The organism is Micromonospora sp. S-DT3-3-22 (assembly GCF_015354745.1).
Lineage (GTDB): Bacteria > Actinomycetota > Actinomycetes > Mycobacteriales > Micromonosporaceae > Micromonospora > Micromonospora wenchangensis.
Genome location: NZ_JACGMO010000061.1, coordinates 1 through 17,156 on the forward strand (window position 1 = coordinate 1; position 17,156 = coordinate 17,156).

The 17,156-nt window shown below is 74.1% G+C and carries 14 protein-coding genes and 1 pseudogene; 11 read left to right on the forward strand and 4 right to left on the reverse strand.

What is annotated here, in order from left to right; all coding sequences use genetic code 11:
• Together H1A17_RS18535 and H1A17_RS18540 are read left to right on the forward strand one after the other, a co-directional pair.
• Positions 1-171 (forward strand): adenosylcobinamide-GDP ribazoletransferase (locus H1A17_RS18535; protein ID WP_194822466.1); only part of this gene is annotated, 171 nt, incomplete at its 5' end.
• Positions 172-236: 65 nt separating this feature from the next.
• A complete protein-coding gene (locus H1A17_RS18540; protein ID WP_145921068.1) occupies positions 237-1,532 on the forward strand; it encodes a DUF2314 domain-containing protein in 1,296 nt (431 codons plus the stop codon).
• A 10-nt stretch (positions 1,533-1,542) separates the two neighbouring features.
• Here the strand turns inward: H1A17_RS18540 and gcvT are convergent, their stop codons facing one another.
• Positions 1,543-2,673 carry a glycine cleavage system aminomethyltransferase GcvT gene (gene gcvT / locus H1A17_RS18545; protein WP_145921069.1) on the reverse strand — a complete coding sequence of 377 codons (1,131 nt, stop codon included), beginning with the start codon at positions 2,671-2,673 and terminating at the stop codon, positions 1,543-1,545.
• A gap of 161 nt (positions 2,674-2,834) precedes the next feature.
• Between gcvT and H1A17_RS18550 the strand changes: the two genes are divergently transcribed.
• Complete coding sequence (locus tag H1A17_RS18550) at positions 2,835-4,406, forward strand: leucyl aminopeptidase (protein WP_194822467.1); 1,572 nt, start codon at positions 2,835-2,837, stop codon at positions 4,404-4,406.
• Positions 4,407-4,479: 73 nt separating this feature from the next.
• On the opposite strand, the gene H1A17_RS18555 is transcribed toward H1A17_RS18550, so the two are convergent.
• Positions 4,480-4,809, reverse strand: a complete 330-nt coding sequence (locus H1A17_RS18555) for a hypothetical protein (protein ID WP_145921071.1) — start codon at positions 4,807-4,809, stop codon at positions 4,480-4,482.
• Between the two features lie 142 nt (positions 4,810-4,951).
• On the opposite strand from H1A17_RS18555, the gene lpdA reads away from it, so the two are divergent.
• Both lpdA and sucB read left to right on the forward strand, forming a co-directional pair.
• Positions 4,952-6,379 carry a dihydrolipoyl dehydrogenase gene (gene lpdA / locus H1A17_RS18560; RefSeq protein ID WP_194822468.1) on the forward strand — a complete coding sequence of 476 codons (1,428 nt, stop codon included), beginning with the start codon at positions 4,952-4,954 and terminating at the stop codon, positions 6,377-6,379.
• 71 nt (positions 6,380-6,450) lie between these two features.
• Entirely contained in the window at positions 6,451-8,265 is a 1,815-nt protein-coding gene (gene sucB, locus H1A17_RS18565; protein WP_145921073.1) for a 2-oxoglutarate dehydrogenase, E2 component, dihydrolipoamide succinyltransferase, read from the forward strand.
• Between the two features lie 84 nt (positions 8,266-8,349).
• Here sucB and H1A17_RS18570 read toward each other — a convergent pair whose 3' ends face one another.
• Positions 8,350-9,294, reverse strand: coding sequence for an SDR family NAD(P)-dependent oxidoreductase (locus tag H1A17_RS18570; RefSeq protein WP_145921074.1), 945 nt, complete (start codon positions 9,292-9,294; stop codon positions 8,350-8,352).
• Positions 9,295-9,532: 238 nt separating this feature from the next.
• Here H1A17_RS18570 and H1A17_RS18575 point away from each other — a divergent pair, with 238 nt between their 5' ends.
• The 3 genes from H1A17_RS18575 to H1A17_RS18585 all read left to right on the forward strand — a co-directional run bounded on the left by H1A17_RS18575 (position 9,533) and on the right by H1A17_RS18585 (position 12,629).
• Positions 9,533-10,156 (forward strand): TetR/AcrR family transcriptional regulator, encoded by a 624-nt coding sequence (locus tag H1A17_RS18575; RefSeq protein WP_309236799.1) that lies wholly within the window; start codon positions 9,533-9,535, stop codon positions 10,154-10,156.
• Positions 10,157-10,223: 67 nt separating this feature from the next.
• The gene (locus H1A17_RS18580) at positions 10,224-11,564 is read left to right on the forward strand and encodes a low temperature requirement protein A (RefSeq protein WP_145921076.1); all 1,341 of its coding nucleotides are present in this window, start codon (positions 10,224-10,226) and stop codon (positions 11,562-11,564) included.
• A gap of 108 nt (positions 11,565-11,672) precedes the next feature.
• A complete protein-coding gene (locus H1A17_RS18585; RefSeq protein WP_145921077.1) occupies positions 11,673-12,629 on the forward strand; it encodes an LLM class flavin-dependent oxidoreductase in 957 nt (318 codons plus the stop codon).
• Positions 12,630-12,646: 17 nt separating this feature from the next.
• Here the strand turns inward: H1A17_RS18585 and H1A17_RS18590 are convergent, their stop codons facing one another.
• Positions 12,647-13,018 carry a MerR family transcriptional regulator gene (locus H1A17_RS18590; protein ID WP_145921078.1) on the reverse strand — a complete coding sequence of 124 codons (372 nt, stop codon included), beginning with the start codon at positions 13,016-13,018 and terminating at the stop codon, positions 12,647-12,649.
• Positions 13,019-13,073: 55 nt separating this feature from the next.
• On the opposite strand from H1A17_RS18590, the pseudogene H1A17_RS18595 reads away from it, so the two are divergent.
• The 3 genes and pseudogenes from H1A17_RS18595 (at position 13,074) to H1A17_RS18605 (ending at position 17,144) form a co-directional block, all read left to right on the forward strand.
• Positions 13,074-14,086 (forward strand): annotated as a pseudogene (locus H1A17_RS18595) (aldo/keto reductase).
• A gap of 270 nt (positions 14,087-14,356) precedes the next feature.
• Positions 14,357-15,256, forward strand: coding sequence for a TIGR01777 family oxidoreductase (locus tag H1A17_RS18600; RefSeq protein ID WP_145921080.1), 900 nt, complete (start codon positions 14,357-14,359; stop codon positions 15,254-15,256).
• A 64-nt stretch (positions 15,257-15,320) separates the two neighbouring features.
• Complete coding sequence (locus H1A17_RS18605) at positions 15,321-17,144, forward strand: DUF2079 domain-containing protein (protein WP_194822469.1); 1,824 nt, start codon at positions 15,321-15,323, stop codon at positions 17,142-17,144.
• Positions 17,145-17,156 lie beyond the last annotated feature (12 nt).

The following is a 17,156-nucleotide window of genomic DNA, read 5'->3' on the forward strand; positions in this document are numbered from 1 at the left end:
CCGGGCCGACCGTGGCAGGGGCCGCTGGCCGTGCTGGCCGCCCTCGCCGTCGCCACCGGCCTGCTCCGCCATCTGGTACGCCGGCTCGGCGGGATCACCGGCGACGTGCTGGGGGCCGTCGTAGAGGTGGTGACCACGCTGGTCTACCTGGGCTTGGTGCTGTCCGGCTGAGGACGACGCGGCGCGCCGGGTAGCGTTTGCCCCGACAGCACCGGCACGGCCTTCCGGGGGACGACTTGCTCATCACGGACGACTTCCTGCCCGTACCGGTCCCGGAGTCGCTCAGCGCGACCTACCTGGTGCCGGTGGCGGGGTTGCCACCGGTGAGCCCGAAGACGGCGGTACGGGGTCTCGCCGGCCGCCTCGCCGACCCGGTGTACGGCCTGGCCACGCAGATGCTGGACAGTCCGCTGATGTCGGTGGACACCCGGTCGATCGACGAGTTCCCGCAGCTGCCGCCGGACCTGCTCACCGCGTTCGGTGCCACCGAGGCCCAGTTGGGCCGGCTCGCCGCCGCCAGTCACCTGGTGGTGGTGCAGGCCGAGTACCGGCCGGGCTGGCCACCGGCGCACGAGTGGGCGGCCCGCGCGGTGGCCGCCGCCGTCGCCGAGTCCGTCGGCGGTGACGTGGTGGACGTGTTCGGGTTGCAGTTCCTCGACCCGGCGACGGCGCTGCGGTCGCTGCCCGACGCGCAGGGCCGCATCCGGCTGGTCGACTGGGTGCTCGTGCCGTACTCCTCGGACACCGAGGGGTTGTGGTTCACCACCAAGGGGCTGCGCCGCTTCGGGCTGCTGGAGTTGCAGACCCAGGGGGTGCCCGACCACCTCACCCGGGCCTGGGGCGCGGTGCTGACCGGTGCCGCCCGCCGGCTGCTGCGGGACTGGACCGACGGGCTGGCCGGCGAGGAGGTGCCGGCGTTCGTGCAGCTGCCGGTGCTGGCCACGGTGACCGGGCACGACATCGCGGTGGCGTACGGCAACCCGGAGCAGCACGGCGCGACGGCCCCGGTGCTGCTGCGGCTGGAGCTGGACCCGGCGACCGACCCGGACGCCGACTCGTTCCTGAGCCTGCGCCCGCCGCCGGGTCACCCCGGCCCGGACGGACGCTACTACGCGGCGGCCTGCGCGACCCTCTTCTCCGGCATCGAGCCGGACGTCCGGTACGCCCGGTCCGGCGACGCGATGAGCCGGGCCGTCGCCACCGCCCGCGCCGGGCTGGACGACATCCGGGCCCGGTTCCTCGCCGACGGGCTGCCGCCGGAGGCGCAACTGGTGGTCAAGTACGGCCTGCCCGGCGACGACGGCCCCGAGTACGTGTGGGCCGGGGTCAGCTCGTGGGACGCCCCGGAGCGGATCGTCGGGGCCAGCGCCAGCGACGCCAACACCGACCCCACCGTGCGGATCGGCTCCCCGGTCGTGGTGGCGGTCGCCGAGGTCGTCGACTGGGCGGTCCTGGACGGCACCGGCGTCATCGAGGGCGGCTGGACCCAGGCCGTCCTCGACGCGGGCGAACGCCCCCACCCCACCCACTGACCCGCGCGGGTCAGCGGACGGAGGGGGTGACGAAGGGGGGTCGGGTGACCCGCATCTGGGCGCGGCGGCCCCGGATGTCGACCTCGACGAGGTCACCGTCGGCGAGTTTCGGGGTGGTGTCCAGCAGGGCGAGGGCGATGCCCTGCTTGCGGGTGGGGCTGAAGGTGCCGCTGGTGACCGTGCCGACCGGGGCGTCACCGGCGTACACGGTCATCCCGGCGCGCGGGATGGCCCGGTCGACGGCCTCCAGGCCGCGCAGCGTACGGCGGGGGCCGGCGGCCTTCTCGGCGCGCAGCGCGTCGCGGCCCCAGAAGGCCGGCTTGTCCCAGCCCACGGCCCAGCCGGAGCGCCCCTGCACGGGGGTGATGTCCAGGGAGAGGTCCTGCCCGTGCAGCGGGTAGCCCATCTCGGTGCGCAGGGTGTCCCGGGCGCCCAGCCCACAGGCCCGCAGCTCGAAGGCCGCCCCGGCGGCGAACAGCGCGTCCCAGACGGCCACCGCGTCCCCGGCCGGCACCACCAGCTCGTAGCCCAGCTCACCGGTGTAGCCGGTGCGGCAGACGGTCAGCCCGGCACCGGCCAGCGTCGCCGGGGAGAAGCTCATGTAGTCGTGCCCCGTGGGCAGGGCCAGCGCGTCGAGCAGTTCGGCCGAGCGGGGGCCCTGCACGGCCAGCACCGCGTACCGGTCGTGCTCGTCGGTGACCTCGACGTCGGCCGGGGCGGCGGCGCGCAGCCGGCGGACCACCTCGGCGGTGTTCGCCGCGTTGGGGATGAGGAAGACGTGGTCGTCGGCGTACCGGTAGGCGATGATGTCGTCGACCACCCCGCCGGTGGCGTCGTCGCAGCAGAGCGTGTACTGCGCCTTCCCCGCCCCGATCCGGTCCAGGTCGTTGGTCAGGCAGGAGTTGACGAACCGGGCCGCGCCGGGGCCGGTGACCCGCGCCTTGCCCAGGTGCGAGACGTCGAAGACCCCGACCGCCGTCCGGACCGCCGTGTGCTCCCTGAGCACGCCGCCACCGGCGTACTCCAGGGGCATCTCCCACCCCCCGAAGGGGGCGAACTTGGCACCGAGCGCGGTGTGTCGCGCGTGCAGCGGGGAACGGCGCAGCCGGGTCGCGGCGGCGTCGGAGGTCACGTCCGTCATGGGTGGCAACTTACCGCCGGGTGTCCCGCTGGTTAGCATCGGCGGGACCCGTCGGCACTTCGGCGGGACGCACCCGCGCTCCGGCGGGTAGGTTGCCGCCGGAGACCATCACCGCCGGTACGCGACGCCGCGGCCGGCCCGGCCCGCCCGGAGTAGCTTCAGTGACATCGTCCAGCACCACCCTCAGCCTGGTCGACACCGACCCCGCCGAGCTCGCGGTCGACGCGATCGTGATCGGCGTGCACAGCCAGACCACCGGCCCGGACGCCACGAGCGGTCCGGCCGGCACCCTGCTGCTCGCCGACGGCGCGGAGAGCATCGCCGCCGCCTTCGACGGCAAGCTGACCGCGACGCTGGCCCTGCTCGGCGCGACCGGTGGCCCCGGTGAGGTGATCAAGCTGGCCACGCTGGGCACGGTCACCGCCCCGCTGGTCGTGGCGGTCGGGTTGGGTCCGGAGCCGACCGGTGCCGCCCCCGCCCCGGAGACCCTGCGCCGGGCCGCCGGCGCGGCGGTCCGGGCGCTGGCCGGGGCGCCCCGGGTGGCGCTGAGCCTGCCGCTGCCCGACGACGCCGACGCCCCGGCCGCGCTGCGCGCGGTCGCCGAGGGGGCGCTGCTCGGCGGCTACCGGTTCGCCGGTTACAAGACGAAGCCGCAGCCGTCCCGGCGGGAGCCGGTGGCCGAGGTGCTGATCGCCGTGCCGGACGCCGCCGACGCGACCGCACGGGCCGAGGTCGACCGGGCCACCGCCGTGGCCGGCGCGGTGCGCACCAGCCGCGACTGGGTCAACACCGCGCCGAACGAGCTGCGTCCGCCGGCCTTCGCCGAGGCCGTCGCCACCGCCGCCCGGGCCGCCGGGCTCGACGTCGAGGTGCTCGACGAGGAGCAGCTGCGGGCCGGCGGGTACGGCGGCATCACCGCCGTCGGGCAGGGCTCGGAGGCCCCGCCGCGGCTGGTCAAGCTGACCTGGACCCCGGCCGGCGAGACGAACGGCAAGCGGGTGGCGCTGGTCGGCAAGGGCATCACCTTCGACACCGGCGGCATCTCGATCAAGCCGGCCCAGGGCATGTGGGAGATGAAGTCCGACATGGCGGGCGCGGCGGCGGTCGGCGCGGCGATGCTGGCGATCGCCGCGCTCAAGCCGTCCGTGACGGTGACCGGTTACCTGCCGATGGCCGAGAACATGCCGTCGGGCACCAGCTACCGCCCGGGTGACGTGGTCACCATGTTCAACGGCAAGCGGGTCGAGGTGCTCAACACCGACGCCGAGGGCCGGATGATCCTGGGCGACGCGATGGCCCGTGCCTGCGCCGACGGCACCGACTACCTGTTCGAGACGTCCACCCTCACCGGTGGGCAGGTGATCGCGCTGGGCAAGCGGATCGCCGGGGTGATGGGCACCCCCGAGCTGTGCGAGCGGGTGAAGGTGGCCGGTGACACGGTCGGCGAGCCGGCCTGGCCGATGCCGCTGCCGGACGACGTCCGCAAGGGCATGGACTCGGACGTCGCGGACATCTCGCAGGTCAACGCGGGCATGGACCGGGCCGGCCACATGCTCCAGGGCGGGGTTTTCCTGCGCGAGTTCGTCACCGACGAGGTGGCCTGGGCGCACATCGACATCGCCGGCCCCGGCTACCACTCGGGTGAGCCGACCGGCTACTGGACCAAGGGCGGCACCGGCGTGCCGGTGCGTACCCTGGTGCAGCTGGTCGAGGACGTCGCCGCCAACGGCTGACGCATCCGCGACACGACGACGGGACGCCTCCGGGCGTCCCGTCCGCGTTTCCGGGCCGTCGGCCGGGTGGCCGTCAGTACCGCTCGGGGCGGCGCTTGCGGCGTTCGTTGTAGTCGCGCATCCGCTGCGGGTAGCCCATCAGCCGGACGTCGTAGATCGGGATGCCCAGGGCGTGCGCGAAGCGGCGGGCGCCGTCCGGGCCGTCGATGCGCCGCCGGGTCCACTCGCCGTCGTCGGCGATCATGATGACGGTGGTCTCGGTCATCGTGGTCCGGGGTTCGAGGTACGCCTCGACCCCCCGGCGGGTGCGGGCGAAGTTGGCCAGGTGATCCAGGTCGGCCCGGTCGGCCGGCCGGTCACGGTTGGCCGGGGTCGGCGGTTTGCGTCGCCGGAACAGCGCCACCGGACCACTCCTCTCCCCCGTCCGTCGTCGAGGACGGTGCCAAGAGTACGTGTCGGGGACGTGTCGTTGGGCACCTCGGTACGCGGTCCGGACGGGCAAGTGACAAGATGACCGAGGTGGGGTCTGCCCGTAGCGCCCCGCCGTGACCCCCCGATGCAGCGAAGCGACCAGGGAGTTGGACGTGAGCGAGCCGAACGACGCAACCTTCGACATCGTCATTCTCGGAGGTGGCAGCGGCGGCTACGCGGCGGCGCTGCGTGCCGCCCAGCTTGATCTCTCCGTCGCGCTGGTCGAGAAGGGCAAGCTCGGCGGCACCTGCCTGCACAACGGCTGCATCCCGACCAAGGCGCTGCTGCACGCGGCGGAGATCGCCGACCAGACCCGGGAGTCGGCGCAGTTCGGGGTCAAGGCCGAACTGGTCGGCATCGACATGGCCGGGGTCAACTCGTACAAGGACGGGGTGATCTCCCGCCTCTACAAGGGCCTGCAGGGGCTGGTCGGCGGCAACAAGAACATCACCTTCGTGGCGGGCGCCGGCAAGCTGGTCGGCCCGAACGTCGTCGAGGTGGACGGCAAGCGGTACACCGGCCGCAACGTGATCCTGGCCTCCGGCTCGTACGCCAGGAGCCTGCCGGGCCTGGAGGTCGACGGCGAGCGGATCATCACCAGTGACCACGCGCTGACCCTGGACCGGGTGCCGGCGTCGGCGATCGTACTGGGTGGCGGCGTGATCGGCGTCGAGTTCGCCAGCGTGTGGAAGTCCTTCGGGGTGGACGTGACCATCGTCGAGGCGCTGCCCCGGCTGGTGGCCGCCGAGGACGAGGAGTCATCGAAGGCGCTGGAGCGGGCGTTCCGCAAGCGGAAGATCAACTTCAAGGTCGGCAAGCCGTTCGAGAAGGTCGAGAAGACCGAGAACGGCGTCAAGCTGACCATCGCCGGCGGCGAGACCGTCGAGGCCGAGCTGCTGCTGGTCGCCGTCGGACGGGGCCCGAACACCGCCGACCTCGGCTACGAGGAGCAGGGCGTCAAGCTCGACCGGGGGTACGTGCTGACCGACGAGCGGCTGCGCACCGGCGTGCCGAACGTCTACGCGGTCGGCGACATCGTGCCCGGCCTCCAGCTCGCCCACCGGGGCTTCGCCCAGGGCATCTTCGTCGCCGAGGAGATCGCCGGCCTGAACCCGGCCGTGATCGACGAGGCCGGCATCCCGCGCGTCACCTACTCCGACCCCGAGCTGGCGTCGGTGGGTCTGACCGAGGCGAAGGCCAAGGAGCAGTACGGCGACAAGGTCAAGGTCTACAACTACAACCTCGGCGGCAACGGCAAGAGCCAGATCCTCAAGACCGCCGGTTTCGTGAAGCTGGTCCGGGTCGAGGACGGCCCGGTGGTCGGCGTCCACATGGTCGGTGCCCGGGTCGGTGAGCTGATCGGCGAGGCGCAGCTCATCTACAACTGGGAGGCCTACCCGGCGGAGGTGGCGCAGCTCGTGCACGCCCACCCGACCCAGAACGAGGCGCTGGGCGAGGCGCACCTGGCCCTGGCCGGCAAGCCGCTGCACGCGCACGCCTGACCCACACTCATTCCGCGACGCCGGCGGCAAGCGGGCGAGGATCGCACCAGGCCACGAAGGAGTTTCAGAACATGCCGGTATCGGTCACCATGCCTCGGCTCGGCGAGAGCGTCACCGAGGGCACCGTCACCCGCTGGCTCAAGCAGGAGGGCGAGACCGTCGAGGTCGACGAGCCGCTGCTGGAGGTCTCCACCGACAAGGTCGACACCGAGATCCCCTCCCCCGCCGCGGGGGTGCTGAGCCGGATCGTGGTCGGCGAGGACGAGACCGCCGAGGTGGGCAGCGAGCTGGCCGTCATCTCGGGTGAGGGCGAGTCGGCCGGCGGGGACGCCCCGCAGGCCGGCGGCGAGGCCGACGAGCAGGAGCAGGCCGCGCCGGCCCCCGAGCCGACGGCCGCCGCCGAGGGTACCGGCCCGGAGCCGGAGCAGGAGAAGCCGGCCCGGGAGCAGCCGGCGGCGCAGGCCGCCCCGGCGTCGTCGGGCGAGGGCACCCCGGTGAAGATGCCGGCCCTGGGCGAGAGCGTCACCGAGGGCACCGTCACCCGCTGGCTCAAGCAGGTCGGCGAGACCGTCGAGGTCGACGAGCCGCTGCTGGAGGTTTCCACCGACAAGGTCGACACCGAGATCCCGTCGCCCGTCGCCGGCACCGTCCTGGAGATCAAGGTCCCCGAGGACGAGACCGCCGCCGTCGGCGCGGACCTGGCGATCATCGGTGCGGCGGGCGCGGCCCCGGCCGAGACGAAGCCGGAGCCGGAGCCGAAGGCGGAGCAGCCCAGGGCCGAGGCGAAGCCGGAGCCGGAGGTCACCGAGCCGACCCCGGGCGCGGGCTACAGCGAGCCGGCCGCCGAGACCGAGTCGGCGGCCCAGCCGGCGCAGGCCGAGCGGGCCGCCCAGCCGGCCGCCCCGGCGGCGCCGGCCGCGCCCGCCCAGGGCGGCGGCGACGCCCCCGGTTACGTGACCCCGCTGGTCCGCAAGCTGGCCGGCGAGCACGGTGTCGACCTGGCCTCGGTCAACGGCACCGGCGTGGGTGGCCGGATCCGCAAGCAGGACGTGCTGGAGGCGGCGGAGAAGGCGAAGGCGGCCAAGGCGGCTCCGGCCCCCGCCGCGCAGCCGGCCGCCGCGGCGACCCCGGCCGCACCGGCGGCGAAGCCGCAGCCGAGCGGCAAGCGGGGCACCACCGAGAAGCTGACCCGCATCCGCAAGGCCATCGCCAACCGCCTGCAGGAGTCGCTGCACGAGATGGCGCAGCTCACCACGGTGATCGAGGTGGACGTCACCCGGATCGCCAGGCTGCGGGCGCAGGCGAAGGACTCGTTCCAGCAGCGGCACGGCGTGAAGCTGTCGTTCCTGCCGTTCTTCGCGCTGGCCGCCATCGAGGCCCTGCAGACGTACCCGATCGTGAACGCCCGGATGGACCTCGACGCGGGCACCATCACCTACCCGGACGCCGAGAACCTCGGCATCGCGGTGGACACCGAGCGGGGCCTGCTGACGCCGGTCATCCACAACGCCGGTGACCTCAACCTGGGCGGCATCGCCAAGCGCGTCGCCGACCTGGCCGAGCGCACCCGGACCAACAAGATCAGCCCGGACGAGATCGCCGGGGCGACCTTCACGCTGACCAACACCGGCAGCCGGGGCGCGCTGTTCGACACCCCGATCGTGCCGTCGCCCCAGTCGGCGATGCTCGGCACGGGTGCCGTGGTGAAGCGTCCGGTCGTGGTCAACGACCCGGACCTGGGCGAGGTCGTCGCGATCCGGTCGATGGTCTACCTGGCCCTGTCCTACGACCACCGGCTGATCGACGGCGCCGACGCGGCCCGTTTCCTGGTCGCGGTCAAGGAGCGGCTGGAGGGCGGCAACTTCGAGGCCGAGCTGGGCCTGTAACACCCGCCTGCGCGAGGGCGCCCCGGTCGGTCGACCGGGGCGCCCTCCGTCGTCACGGGGTGCCGGGTACGGCACCCCGGCGGGTCAGCCGCGCAGGGTCTGCTCGGAGACCGTCCAGAGCCGCTCGGCGGCGGCCGGGTCGAGGGCGTACGCGGCGACGCCGGTGCGGGTGCCGGGCTGGTGCGGGGCGGCCTGCTGGCAGTCCTCGAAGTACCGGCCGCCGATCCCGTCGAGCAGCGGCGAGGTGGCGACCAGCACCGAGGTGGCGGCACCCTGCTCGACGGTCTTCCAGTTGGCCGCGCCGCCCCCGCTGGCGGCCCGCATCCGCTCCAGTTCCCCGGCGCTGACGTACCGCTGGAGGTTGGTACGGATCGCGCCGGGCATCAGCGCGTTGCTGACGATGCCGTCGTCGGCCCAGCGCCGGGTCGCCTCGACGGCGAACAGCACGTTCGCGGTCTTCGACTGCCCGTACGCCTCCCACGGGTCGTACGGGCGCTGCCGGAAGTGGATGTCGTCGAAGACCACCGGGGAGCGCAGGTGCGCCGCGGAGCTGACCGCGACGACCCGGGCCCCGTCGGCGGCGGCGAGGGCGCGGTGCAGCCCGGTGGCGAGGGCGAAGTGCCCGAGGTGGTTGGTGGCGAACTGCAACTCCCAGCCCTCGGGGGTACGCCGTTCGGGCGAGGCCATGATGCCGGCGTTGTTCACCAGCACGTGCAGCGGCCCGTCCCAGGTGGCCACGAAGGCGGCCACGGACGCCTGGTCGGCGAGGTCGAGCGGGGCGACCTGCAGCCGGTCGTTGCCGGTGCTGTCGGTGATGTCCTTCGCGGCGCGTCGACCGGCGTCGAGGTCGCGTACGGCCAGGGTGACGTCCGCTCCGGCGGCGGCGAGGGCGCGGGCGGTCTCCACGCCGATGCCCGAGGCGCCGCCGGTGACCACGGCGCGGCGGCCGGTGAGGTCGATGTCGCGGACCACCTCCAGGGCGGTGGTGCGGGCGTCGAAGGGGGTGTGGACCGGTGTGTCGGTGGTCATGATCCGTCCTTGTCGGTGCGGCGTGGGCCGGGCGGCCCGACCGGTACGATGAGAAGTGGAGGGCCCTCCGTTACGCCTCCGAGCGTAACCGGAGGTTCCTCCGTTTGCCAACCGGTCACCGTGCCGGGCAGGCCCGGGTGGCCGCCGTCACCCCGGAACCGACCCGCCGACGGCCGCCGACACCGCATCACGCGGTGGCCGCCCACCGGCCCCGCCGCACCAGACCCCAGGAGGCGACGTGCCGCCCACCAGCCCCGGCGGCGACACGCCGCCGACCGCCCCGAACCCCGACACACCGCCGGCCAACCCCCGGCCGCTGCGCGCCGACGCGCTGCGCAACCGTCAGCGGCTGCTCGACACCGCCGTACGGGCGTTCTCCCGGCAGGGGCCGGAGGTGACCCTGGATTCGATCGCCCGGGACGCCGGGGTCGGCATCGGCACCCTCTACCGGCACTTCCCCACCCGGGAGGCGCTGGTGGAGGCCGCCTACCGCAACGAGTTGGCCAAGCTCTGCGCCGCCGCCGACGAACTGCTGGCCCGGCTGCCGCCCGCCGAGGCCACCCGGGCCTGGATGGACCGCTTCGTCGACTACCTCGCCACCAAACAGGGCATGGCCGACGCCCTGCGCCTGGTGATCGCCGCCGGCACCAACCCGTACGCGCAGAGCCGGGACCTGCTGGTCGCCGCGCTGACCCGGCTGCTGGCGGCCGGTGTCGCCGCCGGCACGATCCGCCCGGACGTCGACCCGGGTGACGTGCTGGCCGGGCTGGGCGGGATGTCGCTGGCGGCGCAGGGGCCGGAGCAACGGGACCTCGCCGGCCGCCTGCTCGACCTGCTCATGGCGGGGCTGAGCCGGCACTGACGGCGGGGACCGACGCCGGCTGCGGGATTCCCGCCCCGGCCCCACGGCGCGCTGCCAGAGTGGACCGGTGAACGGTGAACGACGGCGCGGCGGGCTCGGCCCGGCGGTGGCCGTCGCACCCGGCGCCCGGGTCGACAAGTTCGAGGTCTTCTTCGACCTGGTCTTCGTCGTCTCGTTCTTCATCATCACCCGGGCCACCGCCGCCGAGATCAGCGGCCGGCAACTGCTGCACGCCGGCCTGGTGCTCGCCGTGCTGTGGTGGTGCTGGGTGGTGCACAGCATGGCCGCCACCCGGCTCCGGCTCGGTGAGGGTTTCGTCCCGGTGCTGATGGTGGCCGCGATGGCCTCCCTGTTCGCGTTCGCGCTGGCCCTGCCGCAGGCGTTCAGCCCGCCGCAGGGGGAGCTTGCCGGGCCGCTGGTGGTGGCGGTCAGCTACGTGGTGGTCCGGGGCGTACACGTGGTGCTGTTCCTGCTCACCGCGCAGGACGACCCGACCGGCCGGCGGCCCCTGTTCCACTTCCTGCCCGAACTGCTCACCAGCACCGTGCTGCTGCTGGCGGCGGCCCTGGTGCCGGTGGCGATCGACGACTCCGACCGGGCCGGCCTCGTCCGCGACGTGCTCTGGATCCTGGTGGTGCTGGTCCAGTACGGCACCGGGCTGATCGCCGACACCTGGAGCTGGGCGGTGACCTCAGCCGAGCACTGGACCGAACGGTACGACCTCATCCTGATCATCGCGCTCGGCGAGTCGATCATCTCGGTCGGCGTCGGCGGCAACGTCCTCGGCAAGCCGGTGACCTGGCCCGGGGTCATCGCCTCCGCGCTCGGCATCGTCTTCACCGCCGCGCTGTGGTGGGCACACTTCGACCTGATCGGCCCGGCTGCCCGGATCGCCCTGCACGCGGCGACCGGCCGTCGTCGCACGACCATGGCCCGGGACGCCTACGCCTATCTCTACCTGCCGATGATCGCGGGCATCATCCTGTTCGCGATCGGCAGTGAGGAACTGGTCCGCGCGGTCACCGATCCGGCCGGCGGGCTCGGCGAGCAGGCCCACGGGCCGGCCGTGCCGCTGTTCTTCGGCGGGGTGATCTGCTATCTGGCCAGCAACATGCTGTTCCAACTGCGCACCCTGCACACGCTGAGCTGGACCCGGGTCGGCACGCTGGTGGTGCTCGCCGCGGCCGTGCCGGTCGCGGCGGGGCTCTCGGCGCTGGGCGGGCTCGCGCTGCTGACCGCCATCTGCGTCGGGTTGGTCACGATCGAGGTGGTGACCATGAGCGGCTCCCGGCAGGCCCTGCGTCGGGCCGTACACGACGAGCGGGCCGACCACGAGGCGCACGAGGCCGCCTGGCGGGCCCGCTGGCACGAGGCGAACCCGGCGGAGGGGCGGCCGGACCCGCCGTAGCCCGGCGGAAGCAGCCTCCCGGCCGGCGGAGCGTACCGGGATTCTCCGGTTGGCAGAATCCGGGCCTGCGGGATGGCCGGGGCGGCCCGCGACGGCGAAGCTGACCTGGTGACCGTCTTCTCGCTCCAGGCCACCCCGACCGACGCGGCGGGTTGGGTCGACCTCGCCCGCCGGGCGGAGTCGGCCGGTTTCGCCGCCCTGCTCGCCGCCGACCACCCGGGTGCCGTGGCGTCCCCGTTCGTCGCGCTCGCCGCCGCCGCATCGGTGACCACCACGATCGGTCTCGGCTCGTACGTGTCGAACCTGGGGGTGCGGGAACCGATCCTGCTCGCCGCCGACGTGGCCACCCTCGACCTGGTCTCCGGCGGGCGGGCCCGGCTCGGTGTCGGTGCCGGCCACACCCCCGCCGAGTGGGCCGCCGTCGGCCGGGTACGCCCCGACGTGGCCGGCCGGGTACGCCGCTGCGTGGCCGTCGCCGAGGCGGTCCGGGCCCTGCTCGACGGCGCCCCGGTGACGGTCGACTCCCCCGACCTGGTGGCGCGGGAGGCCCGGCTGACCTCGCCACGGCCGGTGCGGGAGCGCATCCCGTTGACCATGGGTACCGCCAACTCGACGCTGCTGCGCTGGGCCGGCGCGCACGCCGACGTGGTCGGGTTGACCGGTTTCGGGCGTACCCTCGCCGACGGCCACCGGCACGAGGCGCGTTGGCGGGTCGACCAGATCGAGGCGCAGCTCGCGCACGTGGCCGCCGGTGCGGCCGGCCGGGACGCCCCGCCCGCGCTGGAGGCGCTGGTGCAGACGGTGGTGGTCACCGACGACGCCGGGGCCGCCGCCGCCGAGCAGGCCGAACGGATCGGGCTGACCGTCGCCGAGCTGCTGGCCACCCCGTTCGTGTTGATCGGCACGGTGGACGAGATCGTCGCGGCGGTCGCGGCCCACCGGCGTCGCTGGGGTGTCACCCGCTTCGTGGTACGCCGGGACGCCCTCGAACCGCTCGCCCCGGTGCTGGCCCGGCTGCCCGGTGCCCCACCGGCCCCGGACGTACCGGGGTCCGCCCGACCGTGACCGGCGCGGCCGTGCGCTCAGGGGGCGGGGGTCGCCCCGGTGAGGCCCTGGTAGAAGCGGATCTTCTCGCGCAGGTGGGCGTACTGGCGCTGGAGCAGGGTCAACTGCTCCTCGACCCGGGCGGCGTGCTGTTCCAGCAGTTCCTGCCGGGCGGCGACGGTGTGCTCCCCCGCCCGGGACAGCTCGGCGTAGCGGCACATCTCGGCGATCGGCATGCCGGTGTCGCGCAGGCAGCGGAAGATCACCAGCCAGCTCAGGTCGTCGTCGGTGAAGACCCGACGGCCACCCGAGGTGCGTCCGACGCCGCTGAGCAGGCCGATCTTCTCGTAGTAGCGGAGGGTGTCGAGGCTGAACCCACTGCGCCGGGCGGCCTCCGAGGGCGGGTACATGGGCCGGATGCTACCGCTTGACCTGGAGCGCACTCCAGGTTGAAAACTGGTCGGCATGACGACGACACGGACTCTGGGCCGCAGTGGAATCGAGGTCGGCGCGATCGGCATGGGGTGCTGGGCGATCGGTGGCCCGCTGTGGGGCGACGACGGTCAGCCGTACGGCTGGGGTGAGGTGGACGACGACGAGTCGGTCGCCACCATCCACCAGGCCCTCGACCTGGGCGTCACCCTCTTCGACACGGCCAGCAACTACGGGGCCGGGCACAGCGAGCGGGTGCTCGGCCGGGCGCTCGCCGGCCGGCGGGACGAGGCGGTGATCGTCACCAAGTTCGGCAACCGCAGCGACGAGGCGACCCGGCTGGCGCTGGGCGTGGACGCCAGCCCGGGGTACGCGGTGGCCAGCCTGGAGGGGTCGCTACGCCGGCTCGGCACCGACCACGTCGACCTCTACCTGCTGCACCTCAACGACCTGCCGGCGTCCGCCGCGCTCGACCTGGTCGACACCCTGGAGGGCCTGGTCACCCAGGGCAAGATCCGGGGGTACGGCTGGAGCACCGACAACCCGGAGTCGGCGGGGGTGTTCGCCGGGGCGGGGCCGCACTGCATCGCGGTCGAACACGACGAGTCGGTGCTGAACGACAACCCGGAGGTGCTCGCCGTCTGCGACACCTTCGACCTGGCCAGCCTCAACCGGGGGCCACTGGCGATGGGCCTGCTCACCGGGGCCACCCGTACGCCGGGCGCGGACGACGTGCGGGGCCGGGCCCCGGAGTGGCTGGTGTGGTTCCGCGACGGCCGGCCCACCCCCGAGTGGTCGGCCGGGTGGCGGCGGTCCGGGCGGCGTTGACCGCCGACGGCCGTACCCTCGCCCAGGGGGCGCTGGGCTGGCTGTTGGCGCGCAGCCCCCGTACGCTGCCGATCCCCGGGTGCCGGACGGTGGCGCAGGCGCGGGAGAACTTCGCCGCCCTCACCCTCGGCCCGCTTCCGGCCGACGCGTTCGCCGAGGTGGAGCGCCTCCTGGCCGACCTGCGCCCGGCCCCGGCCGGCGACGCGGGCACCCGGTAGGCCCCGCCGCCGCGGGCCCTCTGCCCCTGCCGCCTCCTCGGCCCCAGTCCTCCCGCCTCCCCGGGCGCCCCACCTGCCCCGACTTCTCCACCCTGCCCAGTTCGGTCGCCGGCCCGCCCCCGGTGATCAAGAGGTTTAGGTCAGTTGATCAAGAGGTTCAGGTCAAGTCGAAGATCAACGGTGACGCAAACCTCTTGATCACCGGGGCGAGGCGGTCGGCGGTCGGCGGTCGGCGCATCCGATCGGGGGCGCGTAGCCGAAGATGGGGGTATGCGGATCCTGATGGCCGGCGTGTCCGGCTTCCTCGGCACCCGGCTGGTCGACCGCCTCACCGACGACGGGCACCAGGTCACCCGGCTGGTCCGGCGGTCGCCGCGTACCCCCGACGAGCAGCGGTGGGACCCGACCGCCGGGCAGCTCGACCCGGCCGTGGTGGCCGGGGTAGACGCGGTGGTCAACCTGGCCGGGGCCGGGGTCGGCGACAAGCGGTGGACCGACGAGTACCGCCGGGTGATCCGGTCCAGCCGGGTGGACACCACCACCACGCTGGCCGTCACGATCGCCGGGATGCCGGCGGCGGACCGGCCGCCGGTGCTGCTCAACTCCTCGGCGGTCGGCTGGTACGGCAACACCGGTGACCGGGTGGTCGAGGAGGACGCCCCGGCGGGTGAGGGGTTCCTCGCCGACGTGTGCCGGGTCTGGGAGGCGGCGACCCGGCCGGCCGAGGACGCCGGGGTCCGGGTGGTACGGCTGCGGACGGGGCTGCCGCTGCACCGCGACGGGGGACTACTCAAGCCGCAGTTGCTGCCGTTCCGGCTGGGCATCGCCGGCCGGCTCGGCAGTGGACGGCAGTGGCTGCCGTGGATCTCGCTGCGGGACTGGCTGGACGCGACGGTGTTCCTGCTGACCGCCGGGGAGGTCGCCGGCGCGGTCAACGTGGTCGGCCCGAACCCGGTCACCAACGCCGAGTTCACCCGGGAGTTCGCCCGCCAACTGCACCGGCCGGCCATCGTGCCGATCCCGGCGGTCGCCCTGAAGGTCGCCCTGGGCGGTTTCGCCCAGGAGGCGCTGACCAGCACCCGGGTCCTGCCCGCCGTGCTCACCCGGGCCGGTTTCACCTGGACCCACCCCGGGCTGCCCGCCGCCCTGCACGCCGCCCTGCACGACTGACCCGCCGGGGTCGGGGTCGCGGGTCCGACCGGTCGGTCCAGTTCAGGTTGGTAACGTCCGCTCCGTGCCGACTTCCCCGACCCTGGCCGCCGACCAGCCGCCCACCGCCGCCCCGGACGCCGCCCGGGGTCGGCGGGCCGACCTGATCGTGCTGGTCGTCGCCGTGGCGCTGGCGGTCTGGGTGACCAGCGGGCTGTGGCGCGACCCGAACCAGCGGGCGATCACCGTGAACTCCAGCGACCAGGCGCTCTTCGAGTGGCTGCTCGCCTTCGGCGGGCACGCGGTCACGCACGGGGAGAACCCGCTCTTCACCCACCTGCTCAACGTGCCGGACGGGGTGAACCTCGCCGTCAACACCTCGATCACCGTGTACGCGGTGGTCTTCGCGCCGCTGACGTACCTGATCGGGCCGCCGGCGACGTTCCTGGTGATCCTCACCCTCAACCTCGCCGCCACCGCGCTGGCCTGGTACTGGCTGTTCTCCCGGCACCTGGTCGCCAGTCGGCTCGCGGCAGGTGTCGGGGCGCTGTTCATCGCCTTCTCCCCCGGCATGGTCGCGCACGCCAACGCCCACCTGAACTGGACCGCCGGCTGGTTGGTGCCGCTGCTGGTGGCCGGGGTGTTCGCGCTGCGCCGGCCGGGCCGCTGGTTGCGGGGCGGGCTGGTGCTCGGGGTGCTGGTCGCGGTGGCCTTCTCGATCGCCGCCGAGGGGTTGTTCTTCACCGCGCTGGCGGTCGCCGTCTTCCTCGCCGTCTGGGCGCTGCACCCGGCCCGCCGGACGCAGGCCCGTGCCGCGCTGCCGGACTTCCTGCGCGGGTTGGCGGTGACCGCGCTGGTCGCCGGGGTGCTGCTGGCGTACCCGCTGTGGTTGCACTTCGCCGGGCCGCAGCGGTTCCACGGCACCGGCTTCGACCCGGTCATCCACGCCGAGGACATCGCCGCGTTCGGGGCGTACCCGAGCCGGTCGCTGGCCGGGGCGCTGGGTTGGGACACCACGCTGGCGCCCAACCCGACCGAGGAGAACAGCTTCTTCGGGCTGCCGCTGCTGCTGCTCACCGTGGCCTGTTTCGGGTGGCTGTGGCGACGGGCCAGCCCCGGCCGGCGGGCCACGCTGACCGCGCTCGGGGTGACCGCCGTGGTCTTCGCGGTGCTCTCCTGGGGGCCGCTGGCGAAGTGGAACGGGCGACGCACCGGTCAACTGCTGCCCTTCGGGGTGCTGGACAACCTGCCGGTGGTCAACGCCGCCCTGCCGTCCCGGCTGGCTCTGGTGGTGGCGCCGGTGATCGGGGTGCTGCTGACGTACACCGTCGACCGGTTGCGGGCGACGCCGCCGGGCCGGACGGCGACCTGGGCGTGGCGGGTCGGGTTCGTGGCGGCGCTGCTGCCGCTGCTGCCGACCCCGCTGCTGACCAGCGTCCGCCCGCCGGTGCCGGAGTTCGTCACCGCCGGCACCTGGCGGGAGTACGTCTCACCGGGCGGGGTGCTCACCCCGATCCCGCTGACCCTGGACGTGACCCCGGACGGGCAGCGCTGGCAGGCGTACGCCCTGTCCCACCGGCAGGGCGAGTTCCGGTTGCCCGCCGGCTTCTTCCTCGGCCCCGGCGGCCCGGACGGGCGGGGCCGGATCGGGCCGTCGCCGCGCACCTTCGACACGCTGATGGACCAGGCCGGCCGGACCGGGCTGGTGCCGATCGTCACCGAGGGCAGCATCCGGCTATCCCGGGCGGACCTGCGGTACTGGGGGGTCGAGGCGGTCGTCCTCCCCGACGAGGTGCACGGGGCCAAGTACGACCTCGACGAGGACGCCCTGCGCCGCACCGCCACCGCCCTGCTCGGCGAGCCCCGCCGGGTGGACGACGTGTGGCTCTGGACGGTTCCCGACGCCTGACCGGTCCGGCCG

Coding starts and splice junctions, on each gene's coding strand:
- gcvT (WP_145921069.1), bottom strand. CDS start 2,673: ATGACGGACGTGACCTCCGACGCCGCCGCGACCCGGCTGCGCCGTTCC.
- sucB (WP_145921073.1), top strand. CDS start 6,451: ATGCCGGTATCGGTCACCATGCCTCGGCTCGGCGAGAGCGTCACCGAG.
- H1A17_RS18570 (WP_145921074.1), bottom strand. CDS start 9,294: ATGACCACCGACACACCGGTCCACACCCCCTTCGACGCCCGCACCACC.
- H1A17_RS18590 (WP_145921078.1), bottom strand. CDS start 13,018: ATGTACCCGCCCTCGGAGGCCGCCCGGCGCAGTGGGTTCAGCCTCGAC.
- H1A17_RS18600 (WP_145921080.1), top strand. CDS start 14,357: ATGCGGATCCTGATGGCCGGCGTGTCCGGCTTCCTCGGCACCCGGCTG.